The organism is Acinetobacter endophylla (assembly GCF_053543775.1).
Genome location: NZ_JBLVOM010000317.1, coordinates 62,939 through 83,561 on the forward strand (window position 1 = coordinate 62,939; position 20,623 = coordinate 83,561).

General features: G+C 36.5%; 19 protein-coding genes. 9 read left to right on the top strand and 10 right to left on the bottom strand.

From position 1 onward, the window contains the following. Positions 1 to 1,110: 1,110 nt before the first annotated feature. From ACNPNW_RS18610 to rfbB, 10 genes are all read right to left on the bottom strand, one after another. Positions 1,111 to 2,064, bottom strand: a complete 954-nt coding sequence (locus ACNPNW_RS18610) for a GNAT family N-acetyltransferase (RefSeq protein ID WP_448767338.1) — start codon at positions 2,062 to 2,064, stop codon at positions 1,111 to 1,113. A 103-nt stretch (positions 2,065 to 2,167) separates the two neighbouring features. Beyond that, positions 2,168 to 3,316, bottom strand: a complete 1,149-nt coding sequence (locus tag ACNPNW_RS18615) for a glycosyltransferase family 4 protein (protein WP_448767339.1) — start codon at positions 3,314 to 3,316, stop codon at positions 2,168 to 2,170. Further along, positions 3,316 to 4,182, bottom strand: coding sequence for a glycosyltransferase family 2 protein (locus tag ACNPNW_RS18620; protein WP_448767340.1), 867 nt, complete (start codon positions 4,180 to 4,182; stop codon positions 3,316 to 3,318). Before ACNPNW_RS18620 ends, ACNPNW_RS18615 begins: the two co-directional genes overlap by 1 nt. A gap of 2 nt (positions 4,183 to 4,184) precedes the next feature. Next, complete coding sequence (locus tag ACNPNW_RS18625) at positions 4,185 to 5,327, bottom strand: O-antigen ligase family protein (protein ID WP_448767341.1); 1,143 nt, start codon at positions 5,325 to 5,327, stop codon at positions 4,185 to 4,187. Positions 5,328 to 5,478: 151 nt separating this feature from the next. Continuing rightward, the gene (locus ACNPNW_RS18630) at positions 5,479 to 6,366 is read right to left on the bottom strand and encodes a glycosyltransferase family 2 protein (protein ID WP_448767342.1); all 888 of its coding nucleotides are present in this window, start codon (positions 6,364 to 6,366) and stop codon (positions 5,479 to 5,481) included. A 13-nt stretch (positions 6,367 to 6,379) separates the two neighbouring features. Continuing rightward, positions 6,380 to 7,624, bottom strand: a complete 1,245-nt coding sequence (locus ACNPNW_RS18635; protein WP_420938105.1) for an O-antigen translocase — start codon at positions 7,622 to 7,624, stop codon at positions 6,380 to 6,382. Beyond that, the gene (locus ACNPNW_RS18640; RefSeq protein WP_448767343.1) at positions 7,625 to 8,740 is read right to left on the bottom strand and encodes a DegT/DnrJ/EryC1/StrS family aminotransferase; all 1,116 of its coding nucleotides are present in this window, start codon (positions 8,738 to 8,740) and stop codon (positions 7,625 to 7,627) included. A 222-nt stretch (positions 8,741 to 8,962) separates the two neighbouring features. Then, positions 8,963 to 9,388 (bottom strand): sugar 3,4-ketoisomerase, encoded by a 426-nt coding sequence (locus tag ACNPNW_RS18645; RefSeq protein ID WP_448767344.1) that lies wholly within the window; start codon positions 9,386 to 9,388, stop codon positions 8,963 to 8,965. A 2-nt stretch (positions 9,389 to 9,390) separates the two neighbouring features. After that, complete coding sequence (gene rfbA, locus ACNPNW_RS18650) at positions 9,391 to 10,269, bottom strand: glucose-1-phosphate thymidylyltransferase RfbA (protein ID WP_420938108.1); 879 nt, start codon at positions 10,267 to 10,269, stop codon at positions 9,391 to 9,393. Next, complete coding sequence (gene rfbB, locus ACNPNW_RS18655) at positions 10,269 to 11,327, bottom strand: dTDP-glucose 4,6-dehydratase (protein ID WP_420938118.1); 1,059 nt, start codon at positions 11,325 to 11,327, stop codon at positions 10,269 to 10,271. Before rfbB ends, rfbA begins: the two co-directional genes overlap by 1 nt. A 742-nt stretch (positions 11,328 to 12,069) precedes the next feature. On the opposite strand from rfbB, the gene ACNPNW_RS18660 reads away from it, so the two are divergent. The 9 genes from ACNPNW_RS18660 to ACNPNW_RS18700 all read left to right on the top strand — a co-directional run bounded on the left by ACNPNW_RS18660 (position 12,070) and on the right by ACNPNW_RS18700 (position 20,605). Next, complete coding sequence (locus tag ACNPNW_RS18660; RefSeq protein WP_219307811.1) at positions 12,070 to 13,146, top strand: polysaccharide biosynthesis/export family protein; 1,077 nt, start codon at positions 12,070 to 12,072, stop codon at positions 13,144 to 13,146. A 250-nt stretch (positions 13,147 to 13,396) separates the two neighbouring features. Beyond that, complete coding sequence (locus tag ACNPNW_RS18665; RefSeq protein WP_219307813.1) at positions 13,397 to 15,580, top strand: polysaccharide biosynthesis tyrosine autokinase; 2,184 nt, start codon at positions 13,397 to 13,399, stop codon at positions 15,578 to 15,580. 167 nt (positions 15,581 to 15,747) lie between these two features. Further along, positions 15,748 to 16,452, top strand: coding sequence for an FKBP-type peptidyl-prolyl cis-trans isomerase (locus tag ACNPNW_RS18670; protein ID WP_253114182.1), 705 nt, complete (start codon positions 15,748 to 15,750; stop codon positions 16,450 to 16,452). A gap of 48 nt (positions 16,453 to 16,500) precedes the next feature. Then, positions 16,501 to 17,190 carry an FKBP-type peptidyl-prolyl cis-trans isomerase gene (locus tag ACNPNW_RS18675; protein WP_253114180.1) on the top strand — a complete coding sequence of 230 codons (690 nt, stop codon included), beginning with the start codon at positions 16,501 to 16,503 and terminating at the stop codon, positions 17,188 to 17,190. Positions 17,191 to 17,354: 164 nt separating this feature from the next. After that, positions 17,355 to 18,089 (top strand): dienelactone hydrolase family protein, encoded by a 735-nt coding sequence (locus ACNPNW_RS18680; protein WP_262442919.1) that lies wholly within the window; start codon positions 17,355 to 17,357, stop codon positions 18,087 to 18,089. A 93-nt stretch (positions 18,090 to 18,182) separates the two neighbouring features. Beyond that, complete coding sequence (locus ACNPNW_RS18685) at positions 18,183 to 18,542, top strand: HIT family protein (protein ID WP_026055739.1); 360 nt, start codon at positions 18,183 to 18,185, stop codon at positions 18,540 to 18,542. Positions 18,543 to 18,704: 162 nt separating this feature from the next. Next, positions 18,705 to 19,733, top strand: a complete 1,029-nt coding sequence (gene mutY, locus ACNPNW_RS18690) for an A/G-specific adenine glycosylase (RefSeq protein ID WP_420938113.1) — start codon at positions 18,705 to 18,707, stop codon at positions 19,731 to 19,733. 68 nt (positions 19,734 to 19,801) lie between these two features. After that, positions 19,802 to 20,344, top strand: coding sequence for a M23 family metallopeptidase (locus tag ACNPNW_RS18695; RefSeq protein ID WP_420938114.1), 543 nt, complete (start codon positions 19,802 to 19,804; stop codon positions 20,342 to 20,344). A 15-nt stretch (positions 20,345 to 20,359) separates the two neighbouring features. Next, positions 20,360 to 20,605 carry a hypothetical protein gene (locus ACNPNW_RS18700; protein ID WP_004647674.1) on the top strand — a complete coding sequence of 82 codons (246 nt, stop codon included), beginning with the start codon at positions 20,360 to 20,362 and terminating at the stop codon, positions 20,603 to 20,605. Positions 20,606 to 20,623: the final 18 nt, after the last annotated feature.

A 20,623-nucleotide genomic window follows, 5' to 3' on the forward strand; every position in this document is an offset into this window, starting at 1 on the left:
AATGTCTAGATTTTATTTTACCCATTTTATCTAATTGATCTTTTTTTGAAGAAAATTTTATTATTTTACTTTTACACTCTCCTTTATTTTTAGAATATTTTTTTAATATAATAGTATTTTTTCTATCAGATAAAGGCTTATATATTAAAATAGTATTTTCTTCATTATTTTTGATCTTAGCTTTTTCTTTTTTTAGATACATTAATAAACACCTCGATATGTCTATTTTTTATTAATCATATCAAGGGTTTTATTTCTTAAGTAGCAATATATCTTAGATGGAATTATCGACCTAAAAATAATCTTATATTAGTGTTTTTTTATTAAAACCTTAATTTAAATATTATAAATGAAAATTTATTTAATATTGCAATAAAATCTTTGTTCTCCTATCAATAAAATAAGCTATTTCGTGAATGATTAGCACTTCATAGTATCTAGTAAATATCCTCAATAAATATAGAAAAGTAGCGGTAATTTTTTTAAATAAAAATTCATAAAATACAACATAGGTCACACTAAAAAAAATGTGACAAAATGTGATTTAACAAAGAAGAATGTGATTAAATTCATCAATTGACTCCATATTTTGACTACATCAAAAACGTAAAGAGGCTGATTTAGCAAGTGTATAGCATTAACAAGTACCTGAAATTTTTCTATATAACTGAAAAACGTATATTTTTTATATTTATATCAAATATATCATTTTTACTATTAGCAATTATCCCTAGACTGATGTTTGTATGCTTTCATACATCTGCATAAAAATAGATTTTATTTAAATCTTGTGAGTTATTTGCTTGAATAGAAGAAGAACGAGGAGTTGGCTCAGCTAAATTATAGCTACAAGCTAAATCACTCAATTAAATCACTCAATAATAACGTTTGAAAAAGCTTGTAGTTACGGGCTTGTAAAATAAAGTTCTATCTGTAAGGGAAGAGGACTCCACCCCGACAGTCAAGGTGGAGGTGAATTTCACAAAGCTTTAACCCTGCTGACTTTGAATATACTTCTTAATTACATCTAAAGACGCACCACCACAAGCCCTGAAAAATAAGATCGTGATCATAAAACAGGTTTGAGCTTGTCGAAAATGGGCGAGTATGTCAAAAATCTATAGTATAAAAATCATGTACAATCGCACGAGCACCAAATCTTTCTTTTTGATTAATCAACCCCCTATTTAAAAACTTCCCTTCATTTTCATTAGAAATACCAAAGTCAAATATTTTAGCAAATTTTTTACTGTTATTTATTAAAAAATCAATCAGATAATCTAATACTTTTCCCTCTCTGCCCTTATCATTACTCGCCAAATACTGAATATGAACCACTCTCTCAGTTTCAAAAGTAACTGCTGCTGCCACAATATTACCATCAAGACAGCACTTATAAGCTTTTATATTATTAGGAAATCTACTTTTCAATAAATCTATTTCAATTTCATTATGGACAGGTTGTTGGTTATGATGCTCACGTAATACTTCACGAATAACCCCCCAAACAATACTAGGCTGATCTATTTCTTCACAAATAATACCATTTTTTTTGAGCTTCTTAATTGATCTTCTTTTGCTTTCCGAATATGAATATTCTTCCTCTAAATCAATACAAACACTAATATCTCTACGATAAAGGTTGGCATGATTTCTAAATAAAGCATATAAGTCTTCTTGCGCTGGATAATTATGATAAATACTTGGAATACATTTATATATAATTTTTTCAATATTTTTTTCTTTAAAAAAAATCTTTAATTGAGTAAAGAGTTCAAGCATATCAGCAGCATGCATCCCTCTGTCAAATAAAAATCCACCAAAGGTTAAACCTTGATGACTATAAAAAATATTATCTTTAATATTTCCAGGTAATAAAGCCATAATTTCATCTTCATCATTTTTAAATATTAAAGAGAAATCTTCGAAACGATCAGAATGATACTCCATGAAATCCCGATTAAACATAAAGTGATAATTTTTACATTTTAATAAAAATTTATTCCACATTATTTTATCTGAATCTTCGTATTTTTTTATTTTAAAGCTTATATTTTCGCCCATTGCAATCTCCTATATAAGTTAAAAATTCTCTACTTATTATTTTTAAGTTAAATTTAATCAAAATTATTTTTATAAATAAAAATATTATTAAATAAATTCTAAGCTAATTCATTCCTAATATTTGTAATAATCTATGATTTATATGATCAGCATTAAAATTTTTTTTAGCATATAAAAATCCTTGATACCCCATTTTATTTACTTGTTCAGGATACTCTATAAAATAAATCATTTTCTTTACTAATGCGTTTACATCCCATTTAGAAATTAGGAAACCTGTAACACCATCTATCACAGTTTCATTACAGCCAGGTACATCAGTAGTAATCACTGGTCTTCCTATAGCCATTGCTTCTTGTGTACTACGAGGTACGCCCTCACGGTAATAGGAGGGTAATACAAAAACTGCACTCTCACGTATTCTTTGATCCACATCTTTAACGAAGCCAGCATATTCTATAATTCCTGTTTTTATCAATTGATTTAATTGTTCTTGCTTCAAACCAGTTGGGTTTTCAGGATCTAATCCACCTATAATTTTAAATGTTATATCAGGATATTTTTCTTTAACTATTCGAGCAGCTTCTAAATATTCAAATATACCCTTTTCAGCAATTAACCTCGCAATAAAGATAAAAGATAAATTTTTCTCGGCATCCCATTTCGTATAGGCATACTCTTGTAAATTAAGGCCAATTGGTCCTAAGACTTCAATTGCATTATTTTTATGGGGAAGATTATAACGATGTACTAGATCTTTAGGATCATCGCGATTTAAGAAAATAATTTTATCTAAATATGGAAATGCAAGCCGATATAAAGAAATTTGTACAAAGCGTATGAATTTAGTCTTTAAACTTTGACCATGCTTATGAATGGTAAAAGGTGAACCCAAGCCTTCAATCATTCCATAAATATAGGGAACATTTGTCTTATAAGCAGCTAAAGTAGCATAAATAATAGGTTTAGTTGAGTATGAAAAGACTATATCAGGTTGAATTTCTTTTATTTTATTTATAAGCTGAAAAATAGAATATAGATCAGATAATGGGTTCAATCCCCCACGACTAAGTTGATAGGAAATAGGAGTTGCTCCAAGATTTTTAATTATATCTAGCCACTGATCATCATACTCGGAGACAAAAGCATAAACCTGATGACCCTGCTCTAAACATGCAAAAATAAAATCTTTACGAAAATTATAAAGGTTATAAGCAGTAGAACCTATAATAGCAATTTTTTTATTTATCATTATTTTAATCGTCCTATAAGTTCTAATTGTGACATATAAAAATTTTTATCGTCTTCAGAAACAGTAGTCATCCTACGCTTATTTAAAATTTGCATTAAATTCAAAAAACTTAATATTTCTACAATCATTTTTTTTATTTCAAATTTTAGAACAATCTTATTTTTTTCAAGATCAGATATGACATTGTTATAATACTTTTTAATCACTTCAATTTGAGTATTATATCCACGAATCATTTTTTCTTTTTTTACATTTTCCACTTCTCTATAAAAATATAAGGGTTCTTGCATAACCACATAATTAAAATCATTTTTTATAGCTGCTGATAACCATAATTCATAATCTTCAGCTAGGCAGTTATTTTCCTGATAAGGATTTCTTTGACACCATGTCTTACGTGCAAGAAGTGAAGGATGTAATAAATTTGTCAACCCTTGCAAAATTTCTTTTGGCTGCATCTGGTGGTTAGAAAAAATTCTTTTTCCTAAGATCTCATTTTTATTTCCAATAGAATATAAACTGGTTACCACTAAATCAATCTTTGGGTTTTCATTTAAGACTTTCATCTGTTTTTCAAGCCGATCTACTGCCATTAAATCATCAGCATCCATACGTGCAATAAGGTCATATTCTGCTTCATTGATAATCTGATTTAAGCGATAAGGTAATCTTCTATTAGAACCGTCAGAAATGATTCGGATTCGAGGATCAACAAATGATCGAGCTATCTCTAAAGACCGGTCTGTTGATCCATCATCTACCAATATTAATTCCCAGTTTTGAAAAGTTTGGGCCAGAACCGATTTAATCGCATCTTCTAAGTATTTTTCAGCATTAAAAAATGGAATTCCTATAGAAATATACATATTTATTCTTCCTTATTATTATTTGAAAATATTAAAAAAGCTGCCAATAAAAACCAAAAAATCAGCGTTCTTGCACTATAGGTGGTAAACCCATATAACATTGGTCCTAAGAATATCATCTTGTTTGATAGTGATAATTTCTTAAATATTTGGTATAGAAATATTAAAAATAAGGATATACCTATAATTCCATAATAAAACAAGATACCTAGCCAAGTTGAATGAATTTCATTTCCGGTAGGGTTATATAACCAGTGAGCACCTTGTCCAGCCCCAAAAATTAAATATTGAGGATAATCTAAAAAACTAAAAAGACCACGTCCTTCTACCTGACTGTCTCTTTGATCTAACCCTTCTATAAAGCGTAGTGCAATGCTATCAAAAACCCCCAAGCTATATAAAAAGTAGCTTAAGCTTCCAAAAAACGCTAATGTTCCAATGAATACAAATATTCTTTTATTCAGGTCCCCTTTTTGACTAAATATAAGTCCCAGAGTTAACATTAAAAAACCAACTGAAGCAGATCTTGACATGGTCAATAAAATCAAGAATAAAGCTAAAAAATAGACAGTTATTTTTTTAAAACCGTTTCCTGAAATATACAGATAAATTGCGCAGCTACTCAGTACCCAAAATGCCATCTGGTTAGGATCATTAAAAAGACCATTGTATCGAGGTTCAAAATCATAACGACCTAAGTTACTTGCCCAGATAATAATTTCAACAATATAGGAAAAAGGAATAAGGAATAATAATTTTTCATAGAAAAATTTTATCTGGACTTGATTTAAATTCATCATTAATAGAAAAAACAACAAATTAAATATCCAGTAAACTGTCGACATCATATAACTTGAATCTAGAACAATTAAATACCAAGCAAAATTTACACAAATTGCATAAGCAACGAATAATAAAATTATATTTGAATACTCAATATTTATTTTAGAGCTTTTGCTAAATAGCAATAAAATGGCACCCATAATAAAAATATGGCTGAATTGTGGAACTCCACTTGACCAAAAATAAAACTGAGATAAAAAAAATGAAAATAGTATAAGATATATAATTGACTTATCTCTTATATTAGTATCACTTAAAAAAATAATGTTATTTTTTGAATTAGTTTCATTTAAAATAATCATTATCCATTCCTTTTTTATTGTCTTTTGCTCGACAGAAAAGCAAAAGAACCGATTAATATTTTATATTATTAATTTAATTATTTTCTTATTTAATATATTTTAAAATGGTATTCTCTAACAAAATCAATAATATTTATCGAACTTATTTATATTAAAAATCTTTTTTAATAAGTAACCAGTAAAAAAACCTGAAAAAATCATATGTTAAAATTTCAGATGGATATTCTCTCAAAATGCTTAGCATTTTTTCTAATGATTGCTTTTTGGAAAACAACCCCAACTCAAATGCATTTATCCATAAAGCTCTTTTTTTTGCTTTATTAAATAGAATATGATTTTGGTATTCATTTAAAATCATCATTCTCGAATCATGCATAAGAGACGTCTGTTTATGCATATTATTATCATGTAGCCTGTATTTAGCAAAAATAACCGGAAGATAACATAACTCTCCCTCCTGTGCTAAAAGCAACCACATATACCAGTCTTCGATTTTTACCTTAGCATCATAACCGCCAATTTTTTTCAAAGCTTTAGATCGGATCAGTTGCGTAGTCGCTGGCAACTCATGTTCTAATAATAAAATTTTTTCAAAATTATAACTTTGTCTTTTTTTAATTCTATTTTTGACAAGATTAGAATCATTATCAATAACTGCCACTCCTCCAAATACTGCGATAAAATTTTTGTTCTGGTTTAAAAATTCGGATTGTATTTTTATTTTATCTTTTAAGATTATATCATCTGAAGCCAGAGAAGAAAAATATTCTCCCTGTGTCCATTCTAATGCTTCATTCAAGGTTGCACTCAAGCCCTGATTGGGTCGATGTCTAAACTCAAATCGGGTAAATCGTTTTTCACAGAGCGGAATCAGTTCTTGGATTTTTTCTACTGAAGAATCTGTAGATCCATCATCAATGACAATTAACTCAATATTCTGATACGACTGGTCAATGACACTCTGGATACTGTCACACACAAATCTCTCATGATTATAACTTGGTATAATGATAGAAATTAAAGGGTGTTCAATTTTCATATTATATCTCTTTTTATTCTAATGGTTTAAATATAAATAAACTGATGACTATCCAATACATCCCGTAATTTACCAGGTAAGCAATCGAAACCCCTTCAAATCCAAAAACTTGGGTACATACATAGCTCAAAACTAGAAGGGATAAAGTAAATATAATTTCTGTAGAGATATACAGTTTGGTCATGGCTTTGCTTAACATTAAATAACCTAGTATCCAGCTCCCTATCTTTAATGCATCGCCCATCATTTGCCAAAAGAACAGGCTTTGCATAGGTGCGAAGGAGGGACTGAACAATACATTGATAATCCAATCACGTAACACAAAAACAATTATGCCTCCTGCCACAGCCATTGGAAGAAGGAACTTATAGCCTAAATAGACTTCTTTCTTAATTTCTTCAAGCATCTTGAGCTCTGATAGGCGCGGCAAGTAATAGACCCCCAATATTGTGGTAACCAGCATCAGGTATACGGTACTTAGACGGATCATCGCTTCCCAGTATCCTGCATATGCCACGCCAAACTCCTGGCTTAAATAGGCACGAATCAACATTTGCGATAAAGGCACGCAGATCGCACTTACCAATGCCATCCAAACAAAAGAACTAAATTTTTTAGTAATTTCGAAGTCTATTTTTCCAAAAAGAGACGAAAATTTAAACCAGTCCGCTCTACAACACAGAAATAACGTGGCTATAAATGCAATAGACTGATAAATGGATAATGCAATCAAGGCACCATATAAATGTAGTTTTATGGCTAAAATACTTGTAATAATAAGAGCAAATAAACTGCCTGAAATATTAGCAATGACCAATTTTAATATTTCTTTTTTGCCATTTAATATTGCTAAAAACAATGTATTAAAATTAAAAAATATTAAAAATACTGCAAACCATACGAAAACATTTTGATATTCAAGGGTATGAAATATATAAAGTGATAGCTGGTTTTGGAAAATTAAAATTAATATTGCAAAAATCAGGCTGAATAGAAAAACAAGACTGCCTGCTGTTTTCCAGATTGCACGTTGTTTGTTTTGATCTTCATGATACTCGGCCGTATATTTAATGACGGCAGTATTAATTGCGCTACCTGCAAAAGTTGTTACCATTTGAATAAAATTTTGGAATTGTCCTAAAGCGGCATATCCAGTCGGTCCCAGATATACAGCCAAAATTTTATTTAGTACAAATAGGGTTAGGGTCTTAATCAGCACCGCCACACCATTGAGTACGCTGGTCGTAAGTAAATTCATCTATATTTGAAAACCATTACATAACTGAACAATTTGCTTTGCTTCATCCATAGATAAAGTAGGTCCGATCGGTAAGCTCAAGACCTCGGCATGAATTTGTTCTGAAATTGGTAAACTTAAGTCATTCCACTCTTTATAAGCTTGTTGTTTATGCGGTGGAATCGGGTAATGAATCAGTGTCTGTACCCCATGGTCTGCCAGATATTTTTGTAATTCTTCCCGATGTCGGGTTCGGATGACAAACAAATGCCAAACATGCTGGGTATAAGTTTCCGCGTCTATATTTATGAGTGGAAGATCAATGGCTGGATTTTGAATTTCTTTTAAATAGATATCTGCAATCTGACGGCGATGTTGGTTCTCTCGGTCCAAAAATTTCAGTTTTACGTTCAGAATTGCCGCCTGAATTTCATCAAGACGACTATTTACTCCAAGCATCAGGTTTTTATATTTTTCATGCGAACCATAATTACGTATCGCCTTCAGCATATTGGCTAACTCGGCATCATTGGTGGTAATCGCGCCCCCATCTCCTAATGCCCCCAAGTTTTTACCTGGATAAAAACTGAAGCCTGAGGCATCTCCCCAATTACCTGCTTTTTTACCATCTATTTCAGCACCATGTGCTTGTGCTGAATCCTCTAGGACCAGTAAATTATATTTCTTGGCAATCACCATAATTTCTGGCATTGCAGCAAGCTGTCCATATAAATGAACGGGTAAAATCGCCTTTGTTTTGGTAGTAATAGCTGCTTCAATTTTTTTAGTATCAATATTTAAAGTATTAAGATCTGGTTCGACCAACACCGGTTTTAGATTATTTTGTGAAATAGCCAAAATACTCGCAATATAAGTATTTGAAGGCACAATGACTTCATCTCCTTCATTTAGCTTACCCAATTCTTTCCATGCACGCAGGGTCAGAATAAGAGCATCCAAACCATTGGCAACCCCTATGGCATACTGCGTTCCACAATAATGCGCAAAATGCCTTTCAAAATCGTCTACCTCTTTGCCACATATATACCAGCCAGAATCAACTACCTGTGTACAAGCTACGATAAGTTTATCAAGATATTGAGCATTTATCGCTTTTAGGTCAAGAAAAGGAATCATTCTTATCAATCTCATAAAAAATCAAAAAATTAGGGAATATAACTCTAAAATAAGAGCTTATTTTCAAATAGTTGTTCGTATATTCAATGTGCTACTTCTATATTTATTGATATAAAAAATTAGTTCTACTATATTTATTAATTTTTAATTATTTTTTAAATATCATTCCACAAAAAATACATTGAAAATTAATCATTCTTGTGTTTTTATCATATTATATATTTAATTATTTACTGTTAAATTTATAATTAGTTTATTTACCTCTTTTAAAAAATCCTGATAATTTCGAATATAATCATTTTCATCATAATAATTATTTGCTAATACTAATAGCACACAATCTTCAGAAAAATCATGAATTTCTCTCCATATCAAAGATTCTATATATAATCCTTTTAAAGGAGAATTCAAAATAATTTCATCTTTAATACACCCATTATCCAATATAAATCGACAGCTACCTTTTATACATATAGCTATTTGTTTCAAAGCAATATGGGCATGAAAACCACGAGCTTTATTCAAAGTACTAAAAATATAATAAAGACGTTTAACTTTAAATGGAATAGATTGATTTGATTCAATTGCAACTAATCCACCTCGTTCATCACCTAAATTAGGTAAATCAATTAATTTAACTAAACTCATTATTATTTCCCCACTAAAGAAATCAGATATTGTCCATAGCCATTTTTATTCATTGTTTGACCAATCGCTAAAACTTCCTCTCTGCTCAACCAGCCATTATTCAATGCAATTTCTTCCAAGCAGGCCACTTTATAACCCTGACGTTTTTCAATAGTTTCTACAAATTGAGCAGCCTCAAGCAGACTGCCCTGTGTACCTGTATCTAACCAGGCAAATCCACGCCCCAACAATTCAACATTTAAATCACCACGCTCCAGATATGCCTGGTTAATCGAGGTAATTTCAAGCTCGCCCCGTTCGGATGGTTGAACCTGTTTGGCAATCTGAATGACATCATTGTCATAAAAATACAGACCCGTTACAGCGAAGTTAGATTTAGGATGTTTCGGTTTTTCTTCAATTGAAATCACACGTTGCTGTTCATCAAATTCCACCACACCAAAGCGTTCAGGATCTTTCACCTGATAACCAAATACCGTTGCTCCTTTTTGCCGTGCTGCAGCCTGGCGTAGCATAGGGGTAAAACCTTGCCCGTAGAAAATATTATCGCCCAGCACCAGACATACATTGCTTTGGCCAATAAATTTTTCGCCCAGGATAAAGGCTTGTGCCAAACCATCAGGGCGAGGCTGAATTACATAACTCAGCTCCATGCCAAACTGTGAACCATCTCCTAATAAACGCTTAAATCCCTCAATATCCTCTGGCGTACTAATGACAAGAGCTTCATTGATACCGGCCAACATCAGGACAGATAATGGGTAATAAACCATCGGTTTGTCATAAATCGGAAGTAGCTGTTTCGAGATGCCTTTGGTAATCGGATGCAAACGTGTTCCCGAACCACCGGCTAAAATAATCCCTTTGGTTGTGCTAGCCATTAGACTGCCTCCCCTAAACGTTCACGCTGATAAGAACCATCCTGCACGCGACGACACCATTGCAGATTATCCAGATACCACTGCACAGTTTTACGGATACCGGTCTCGAATGATTCCTGTGGCTTCCACCCCAGTTCCCGCTCAATTTTTGAAGCATCAATGGCATAGCGTAAATCATGTCCAGGCCGATCCTTAACAAAGGTGATTAAGCTTTCATAACTTTGCCCATTCAACAGCGGTTTTAATTCATCTAAAATCTGACAAATGGTTTTAACCACGTCTATATTTTGTTTTTCATTCCATCCACCAATATTATAGGTTTCACCCACAACACCCTGAGTCGCAACTTGATATAAAGCACGAGCATGGTCTTCAACATAAAGCCAGTCACGAATCTGCTGACCATCCCCATAGACCGGTAATGGTCTAACTTCCAAAGCATTTAAGATCATCAAAGGAATCAGTTTTTCAGGAAAATGATAAGGTCCATAATTATTCGAACAGTTCGTGACAACCACCGGTAAACCATAGGTTCTATACCAGGCCCGAACTAAATGATCTGAACTGGCTTTACTTGCCGAATAGGGCGAACTTGGTAAATAAGGGGTGGTTTCAGTGAATAGATCAGTTGTGTCTTCTAAGTCGCCATATACTTCATCTGTTGAAATATGGTGGAATTTGAATCTGGATTTTTTAATTTCAGCCAAATTTTGCCAATACTTTCGTGCAACCTCTAATAAGGTATAGGTACCGACGATATTTGTACTGATAAATTCAGCCGGTCCATCGATCGAACGGTCCACATGAGACTCTGCCGCCAAATGCATGACCACATCTGGCTCAAAGGCTGAGAATAATCGCGCTAAAGATACATGATCACAAATATCAGTTTGAGTAAATTGATAACGAGGGTGATCCAATACAGAAACTAATGACTCCAAGTTACCTGCATAAGTTAACTTATCAACATTTAAAACATGATGTTCGGTCTCTTTAATGATATGCCGGATAACAGCAGATCCAATAAAACCAGCCCCACCGGTCACCAATATTTTCATCACCATTTTTAGTGTCCTTTAATATTTTTATTTTACTTTTCACAAATTATTTTTAATGTATTACTGCTTTCTGGGCATATCTATTTTTATTGATTTGTTCATAAGATATATTAATTCTATTACACAAGCCACTTACAAAAAAAGCCGATACTTAAATGTAGTTACATTTTATGGATCTATTTTAGTTTTTAAAAATATTTTTACTCTATATTGATCTTAATCCTTTACACACCTTTCAGCTAATATTGTCCCAATATTCATCATTTTTTTTATTCCAATACTTTAATTAACAATGTTTTATTTTAACTTTTGCAAGGTATAATTATTTTATAAATTATTAAACTAATACTTGAATTAGATGAAAATCAACAATCTAAGAAACCTTTAGATCAGATAAAAATTATATGAAAATACTTTCCTCGATTAATTTATATCGTTATAGCTCCTTTCATAAGATTTAACTCATCTATTAAAAAATAACAATTAGAAACAATTAATATTCTTTATAACGTTAAAAAATTTTCTATATCTCTATCGCTTGTTCAATCAAGCTTTCACGTCTATTTTATTCCAACTTTTTGCAAAGTCTTAACCTGGCGTTATTTAATTGGGTCAAAAATAGCTATAGACAAGGTATGTGATCTATTATATTTTTTAGATGTTAATCACATAAATCGAATTAAAAAATTAATAATTATTAATAAATACCAATTCTGAATATATAAAAATAAAGGGGTTTCAAGTGAACCATAGACACCTTTTAGGTATTTTTACCTTAAGCCTATCTCTAGTTGGATGTGCAGCAATATCCGGCTTTCAAACCTATAATTTACCGAAAGAAGGCATCTATCAAACTGAGCTAGGAACGCCTGTCAATCTGGTGCAATTGAATCAGCAAACCCTACCTGTCGTACAGTCGGCTCAAACGAATAATCTCAATCATTATGCAACTTTATTTCAGACCGAGGTGCAGGATTATCGCTTGAATCCAGGTGATATCTTATCTTTTCAACTATGGGCTTACCCTGAAATCAGTGCAGCCCCTACGGCCAGCGATAATAACAACGGCTATCAAATTGATCGAAATGGTTATATCCACTTCCCATTCATTGGACGCTATAAAGCAGCAGGAAAAACTCTTCCGCAAGTGAATCAGGAAGTACGACGCCTATTAACACCTTATTTAAACCGTCCGGATGTAGTGGTACGCGTGATTTCATATCAAGGGCAACGCTATTCTGTGGTTGGCAATGTGAAATCGGCAGGACAATTTTACCTGTCTGACCAACCAGTAAGTGTTTATACGGCGCTCGGTTTGGCGGGTGGTATAAATGAGCAAGGTGACTCTACTTCAATTCAACTTGTGCGTCAGGGTGTAACCTATGACCTGAATACCATTGCACTGGAAAAGGCTGGATATTCCTTGCATAAGCTATTGATTCAACCGAATGACACTCTTTATATCAGTCCTCGTGAAAATCAGAAGATCTATGTCATGGGTGAGGCCAGTGCCAATAAGCCCTTACCACTACGTGACCAAGGTATGACTCTCGCTGATGTATTGGGGGAAAGTGAAGGCATTAACCCCTATTCCGCGAATTCTAGCCGGATTTATGTCTTACGTGGCAATCCAGACAATCAGATGACTGAAATATATCACTTAAGTCTAAAAAATCTTGGAGATTTTGGCCTGGCGAAACAGTTCAAAATGCGTAGCAATGATATTGTCTATGTTGATGCCACAGGTCTGACCCGTTGGGAACGCGTTGTTAGCCAGATTCTTCCATTTTCATATGTCGCTGATTCGGCTATACGATAGGTAATTTAGCTATAGTACTAGGTGCTTAATACTGAATATGAAACAGACACAATAAGAACTGTCTTCTTCTGATCATTATTAAAATATCTGGCCTTATGCGGGTTAGATATTTCAAGAAAGGACAATAAAACCAAAATATGTAGGATTCTTTCTCACAAAAGCAGCAAGTCTTTGATTATTTTTCATAATTTTATTTAAGAATATATCATCGACTGGAAAAATCACTTTTAAACTTTTAGATAGTAAAATTATGAACAAAAATAACAATACCGAAAATATGATTGACCTAAAAGGGGTGTTCTTTTCCTTGCTCTCGCAATGGAAGCTCATCCTCTTATGTGGTTTGCTTAGCCTGATGGCAGTGTTGCTGTACATGCGTACCGCAGCCATTAACTATAAGGTGGATGCAATCGTTCAGGTCGAAGAAAATAGAGGGGCATCAGCTGCCTTATTAGGCAGCTTGTCAAGTATTATTAGTCAGATGTCTTCATCAAATGCTGAGATTGAGGTTTTAAAATCACGCACGATTCTTGAATCAGTGATTGATCGTTTAAATCTGGATCTCCATATTGCGAGCACTGAAGACTCTTTTATCAATCGTCTTATTTACGGCAGAAATTCTCAGACCGAATATCAACCCGAAACTGTACGCTTTAAAGAAGGTGAAAAAAGCTTTGATATCCGTCAGTTTGAAGTTCCCGTAGCGTACCAAGATAAAAATCTCCTGCTGAAGTTTCAACCACAGAGCTTTAGCTTGATCAATCCAGTGACAGAAGAAACTGTCTTTGAGGGTGCACTTAACCAGCCCGTTCAAGCCAAAACTGCACAGGGAGACTGGAAAGTTGCCATCTTTACTCAGGATAAGCTAGATAACAGCTATCGGGTACAAAAACTCTCATTACCAACAGCGATTGATTCTATTCTTGCCAATTATTCAGTGACAGAAAAAGGCGAACTGAGTGGAGTTCTGCAGCTTCGCTATCAGGGTCAAGATAAACAGCATATCACTAAGGTCCTGAACACGATTTTAGCGACTTATAGCCAGCACAATATTACGCGACGTTCAACAGAAACAGCGCAGACACTGGCGTTTCTGGATGAACAATTACCGGATTTAAAGAAACAGCTTGATAATGCAGAATTTGCCTTTAACCAGTTTCGTCAACGGCATAATACAGTTGATATCGCTAAAGAATCTGAATTGTATTTAAATCAGAGCATCACCTTAGAAACACAAAAAGTCTTACTTGAACAGAGACAGGCAGAAATAGCTGCCAAATATGCAGCACTACATCCAGCCATGCGAGAAATTACGGCTCAACTTCGTGTGATCAATGGCAAGATTCGTGAACTGAATACAACACTCAAAAATATTCCAGAGATACAACGCCAGTATTTGCAACTGTCACGCGAAGTCGAAGTCAAACAGCAACTGTATACCAACCTGGTGAATTCCTACCAACAACTGCGTGTTGCCAAAGCGGGTGAAATTGGCAATGTACATATCATTGATACCGCACTTGAACCCATTGACCAAGTGCAACAGAAAACACCACTGATTCTGTTCCTCGCCTTTTGGTTCGGTATTTTTGTGGGAATCTTGGTGGCATTATTCCGCAATATGCTGCGTTCTGGTGTGAAAGATAGTAGTCAAATAGAATATCAACTGGAACTTCCAGTGTATGCAAATATTGCCCATTCTCCGAGTCAGAAACCTGGGCTAAAACTACTCAAAAAGAAAAAGATTCCTTTTGTATTAGCTCTTAAACATAGCGATGATATTGCGATCGAAAGCTTGCGAAGCATACGTACAGCGAGTCATTTCGCCCTAAGCCAAGCCAAAAACAATATCATCATGATTTCAGGTCCAGCACCAAAAGTCGGGAAATCATTTGTTTCCAGCAACCTGGCAGTCATCATGGCGGAAAAAAATAAACGCGTATTGGTGATTGATGCAGATTTGCGTCGTGGTCATATCCACAAATATTTTGATCTAGATAATCAGCATGGCTTAACTGAATACCTGAATGAGCAGATTACATTGGAACAGGTGGTACAAAACACCAATGTTCCGAACTTGAATGTAATCACCTGTGGTGAAAGTTCAGCAAACCCTTCTGAGCTTCTTAATTCAGTACGCTTCAAGGAATTACTACAATCTCTGATTCCGCACTATGACCATATCATTATTGATACACCTCCTGTCCTGGCAGTCACGGATGCGATTATCGTATCTCAATATGTTGGACTCAATTTGGTGGTGGCGCGCTATGCAAAAACACAAATGAAGGAGCTAGAGCTTACATTAAACCGCTTTAAACAGGCCGGTAGTATCGTAAATGGCTTTATCCTGAATGATATTCAGCGTTCAGCCGGGGGGAGCTATAGCTATGATTACATTTATAGTTATAAGTCTAGAGAACAAAATGGTTGATCCCATTTAGATAGAAAAACCAGCTATTGCTGGTTTTTTTTATCTCTTTAAACTTCAACACAACTGCGATGTCCGCTTGCTAAAAAACCACCCATTCTGCAAGATTTCTCAAAATTTTCTGCTAAGATGGAATGAACCTCAACGATAACATTAGATTGGAATAATACATGAGTAAGGCCTTACCGATTGCTGTCGCTGTTCTTTTAGGCGGTGCCGCGCTAGTACCTGTTTACTATGCAACTCAAAACCCAGCTGCTCAAACCACAAAAGCATCTAAAGATGCCTCTGCTGTTTCTAAAATTAGCTATGCACTCGGTTATGAAGTCGCTCATCAAACTCCACCTGAGCTGGATATTAACAGCTTTGTGACAGGCGTTCGCGAAGGTCATGCCCGTACCGCTCCCGCTTATACTGAAGAAGAATTACAAGCAGCTTATGAGCAGTTCCAAAAAGAAATGCAGCAGAAGCAAGTGGATAGTGCCAAACAGGCTCAGGCATCAAGTGATACTTTCCTGACTGAAAATACCAAAAAAGCTGGGGTAAAAACTACAGCATCTGGTTTGCAATATTTAGTGACCAAAGAAGGTACGGGCAAGCAGCCTGCAGCAACTTCAATTGTGAAAGTACATTACACAGGGAAATTGGTTGATGGTACCGTGTTTGACAGTTCGGTTGAACGTGGCGAGCCGATTGAGTTCCCACTCAATCAGGTCATTCCAGGCTGGACCGAAGGTCTGCAACTGATGAAAGAAGGTGGTAAAGCCACTCTGTATATCCCATCTAAACTCGGTTATGGTGAACAGGGCGTGCCAGGTACGATTCCTCCACACAGTACTTTGATTTTTGATGTGGAACTCATTGAAGTAAAATAATCCACGAAAAGGAGAGCAACGCGCTCTCCTTTATTTTGAGAATTAATCATGAAAATACAAATAAGTTTGATGGTTTTACTGCTGAGTTCTGGCAGTCTGTTTGCCAAAGAAGTTACCAATAAAAGTCCTGAGGCTGAACAGGTTGGCTACAGCTTTGGTTATCTGATGGGAAAAAGTAATGCAGATTCCTTACAAGGCATTGATCTGGATGCCTTCAGCGCCGGTTTAAAAGCGGCAGCCGCTGGGAAACAGGCGACTTTAAGTGAAGAAGACATGGCGCGGGTCTTGACCCAGTTTAAGCGTCAGTCTGAAGCCAAAGAGCTGATTACCCTAAAAAAGCAGGCGGATGAAAATGCCAGAATTGGTCAGGCGTTTCTGGCAGAGAATGCTAAAAAACCGGGGATCAAAACCACCCAATCAGGCCTGCAATATCAGATTCTTCAAGAAGGCAAAGGCAAATCGCCGAGCGCAAATAGTAATGTCCGTGTACATTATGAAGGCCGTTTGATCGATGGTACGGTTTTTGACAGCTCGATTGCCCGTAATCAGCCCGTGGTGTTTCGTACCACCCAGGTCATTACCGGCTGGACCGAAGGTTTACAGCTGATGAAAGAAGGTGCCAAATATCGTTTCTTTATCCCGGCCGAACTGGCCTATGGACAGATTGGTTCAGGGGATGTAATTGAACCGAACAGTACTTTAATTTTTGATGTGGAATTACTGGAAATTATTAAATAATAAGTCCTATTTTTCCAGATCTACAATCAGAGAGGTTCTATATTGACCTCTCTTTTTTTATAGGCTTAAGTATCCGTAAATCGCAGGTTTTCATGTCACATTCCTATCAGTTTTGCTATGTTATGTTTTAATCAAGCGATTCAACAACAATAGAGGATGTCAGCATGGCAGCAATCAAGACCCGCGAAATTCATTACACTGCACAGGATGGCAGCCCATTAATCGGTTATTTTGCCGCACCAGAAACAGATACAGCCGTTGCCGGCGTACTGGTCGCACCAGAATGGTGGGGGCGTAATGAATATACTGAACAGCGCGCCCGTGAACTTGCAGAACATGGTTATGCTGCCTTGGCCATAGACATGTATGGTGATAAAAAAGTGACCACCCATTCTGATCAGGCGTATGAATGGATGATGCAGACTTTCGAAGATCCTGACACCATCGTCAACCGTGCAACAGCAGCTCTGAATGCCTTGGCAGCGCAGGATGAAGTCAATGCTGAAAAACTTGCAGCCATTGGTTTCTGTTACGGCGGCAAAGTGGTACTGGATCTGGCTCGTTCCAATGCCCCTTTAAAAGCAGTGGCTACTTTCCATGCCAATCTGTCTCCGAAAGCCCCAGCTCAGGAAGGTCAGGTACAGGCAGAAATTCTGGTGCTACATGGTGAACTCGACAGCATGGTGACTCTGGATGATGTCGCCAGTTTCCGTGAGGAAATGCATGCTGCCAAAGTCGAGCATGAAGTAATTGTTTTTGAAAATGCCAAACATGGCTTTAGCAACCCGCTTGCGGATGAACGGGCCAAGGCCAATGGTGTGGATCTTGGTTACAATGCAGAAGCGGAACGAAAAAGCCTGGCAGCGATGTATGCCTTGCTAGACCGTCATTTGGCATAAATAGAAACAACTATCCGGCTTGTTCACAGGCTGAATATTTTAGATACTTCATGAAGAGAAGAAGATAAATCCTACCAGAGGAGAATGTGTATGATGGCTGAAACCAACTGCCCCTACTGCAATTTTGACGAATATGATGTCATTGCCAAAAATGATTATGGTGTGGTGTTGCCTGAACCGAATTCATTGTCCGAAGGTCACTGTGTGATCATTCCATTGCGGCATGTGGCCTCGTTTTTCGAAGTGACCGATAAAGAACGTAAAAGTTTGATGTCTTTACTGGAACAGGCACGCAATGAACTGCAATTACGTTACCAGCCTGCCGGTTTTCATGTCGGCTTTATTGATGGTGAAGTTTTTCAGGAAAAGGTAGAACATCTGCATATTCATATTATTCCGCGTTATGCAGGCAAGACCTTGAAGCTGGATGAGCGCTGGGGAATTAACGATTAACCGGATTCTTTATCAAAAATAAATGCTCTCCGGAGCATTTATTTTTATGAAAGCCAAGTTCTATCAAGCTCGATGAACATCTACGTTTTTATCCCACTTTTCACATTCCCACCCTGCTGATTCCGCTATACTAGTTGCTGCTTATTCGGTTGCTAGGTGTTCATGTTTGTATTTTCAGATGCCCTGTTAGAATGGTTTGATGTGCATGGTCGTCATGACTTGCCCTGGCAGGTGACAGATGATCCCTATAAAGTCTGGGTCTCTGAAATCATGTTGCAGCAAACCCAGGTCAAAACTGTACTGCAATATTTCGAACGATTTATCCAGCGTTTTCCGACTGTTCAGGACTTGGGTCAAGCCTCATGGGATGAGGTCGCACCCTACTGGGCCGGTCTCGGCTATTATGCCCGCGCCCGCAATCTGCATAAAGCTGCCGGCATCGTGACAGCACAGCAGCAGTTCCCTCAAACCCTGGAAGAATGGATGGCTTTGCCCGGCATTGGCCGTTCTACCGCGGGCGCCCTGATGTCACTGGGTTTACGTCAATATGGCGTAATCATGGATGGTAACGTTAAACGGGTACTGTCACGTTTCTTTGCCATTGAAGATGATCTCTCCAAACAAGTGCATGAGCGTGCTCTCTGGCAACTGGCGGAACAGCTCTGTCCTATCGAGCGCAATCATGACTATACCCAGGCGATTATGGATTTGGGTGCAACTGTATGTACCCCGAAAAAGCCTTTATGTCTGTATTGTCCGATGCAGCAGCATTGCAAGGCTCATCAGCAAGGACTGGAAAATGAATTACCTTTTAAGAAGGCCAAAAAACCGGTTCCAGTACGATCTGCACAGGTCTTGCTGATCCAGTCCGGTACAGACTGGCTTTGGCAACAACGTCCCAATAGCGGTCTTTGGGGCGGTCTCTGGTGTCTGCCGATTATTGAAAATGCATATGAATTTGAACAGCAATGCCAGCAGCTGGGCCTGAAAAATATCGTCAAAAAAACCCAGATTAGCCACAGTTTTACCCATTTTACCTGGCACCTTGAAGCGATTGTTTTTGCGGTCGATCAAGATCAGCAGGAACATCTGGCGATTGAACTGGAGGCCAGCTGGATGAGTCCAGATACGGCAATTAATTCCGGCGTTCCCACCGCGATGAAAAAATTGATCTCTGCAGTCAATGTATGACATAGTCAGAATAAAGCAAAAAGACAGAACAGCTCATAGAGCATTGCCAATATTTAAGGATGAATAGCGTGCGCCAATACCTTGCTTTCACTTGGGTTGCTTTAATCACTGTGCTGCTGGCCGCTTGTAGTAGTACGCCAAAACAGTCCCCTTCTGCACAGCTCAATCCCATCCTCGTGCAAAAACTGCAAAATAAGCGTATGCCCTCTTCTCTGCCAATCCCGGTGGCACGCGTACAGGCACGTGAATTAACAGATACCTGGGGCGCTTCGCGCAGTCGCGGACGTCTGCATGAAGGCATTGATATCATGGCTCCACGTGGAACCAAAGTTTTTAGCGCGACTGAGGGTTTGATTGCGGATTTACGTAATAACAATTTGGGTGGTAAAGTAGTCTGGATTCTGGGTTCAGGTGGCTCTTGGCATTATTATGCGCATCTGGACGGACATAAGCGCGGTTTAAAAGTGGGTGACTATGTCAAAAAAGGCCAGCTGATCGGTTATGTCGGCAATAGCGGTAATGCCCGGCATACTGCTCCTCATCTGCATTATGGAATCTATTTACAGGGCAAGGGCCGCGGTGTGGTCAACCCTTATCCCTATTTTCGTTAATTTTAGGATATTTACATGTCAGAAGCGTTGATCAATCGTCTGGTGGAATTTGCTGAATCAGGCAATCAACAAAAAATTGTATTGAATGGTCAAACTTACCAGGGCTGGGTGATGGAAATTACCGAGGATGCGCTTCTGATCAGTACCGGTTATGCTGACAAGGCCGGTAAAGATATGTGGATTCAATTTAGCGATCTGGATCAAGCTGAATTGTCTTACTGGGATAACCAGCAAGATCAATGGACTGTTTTTAAATTATAAAAGCATAAAAACAAGGGG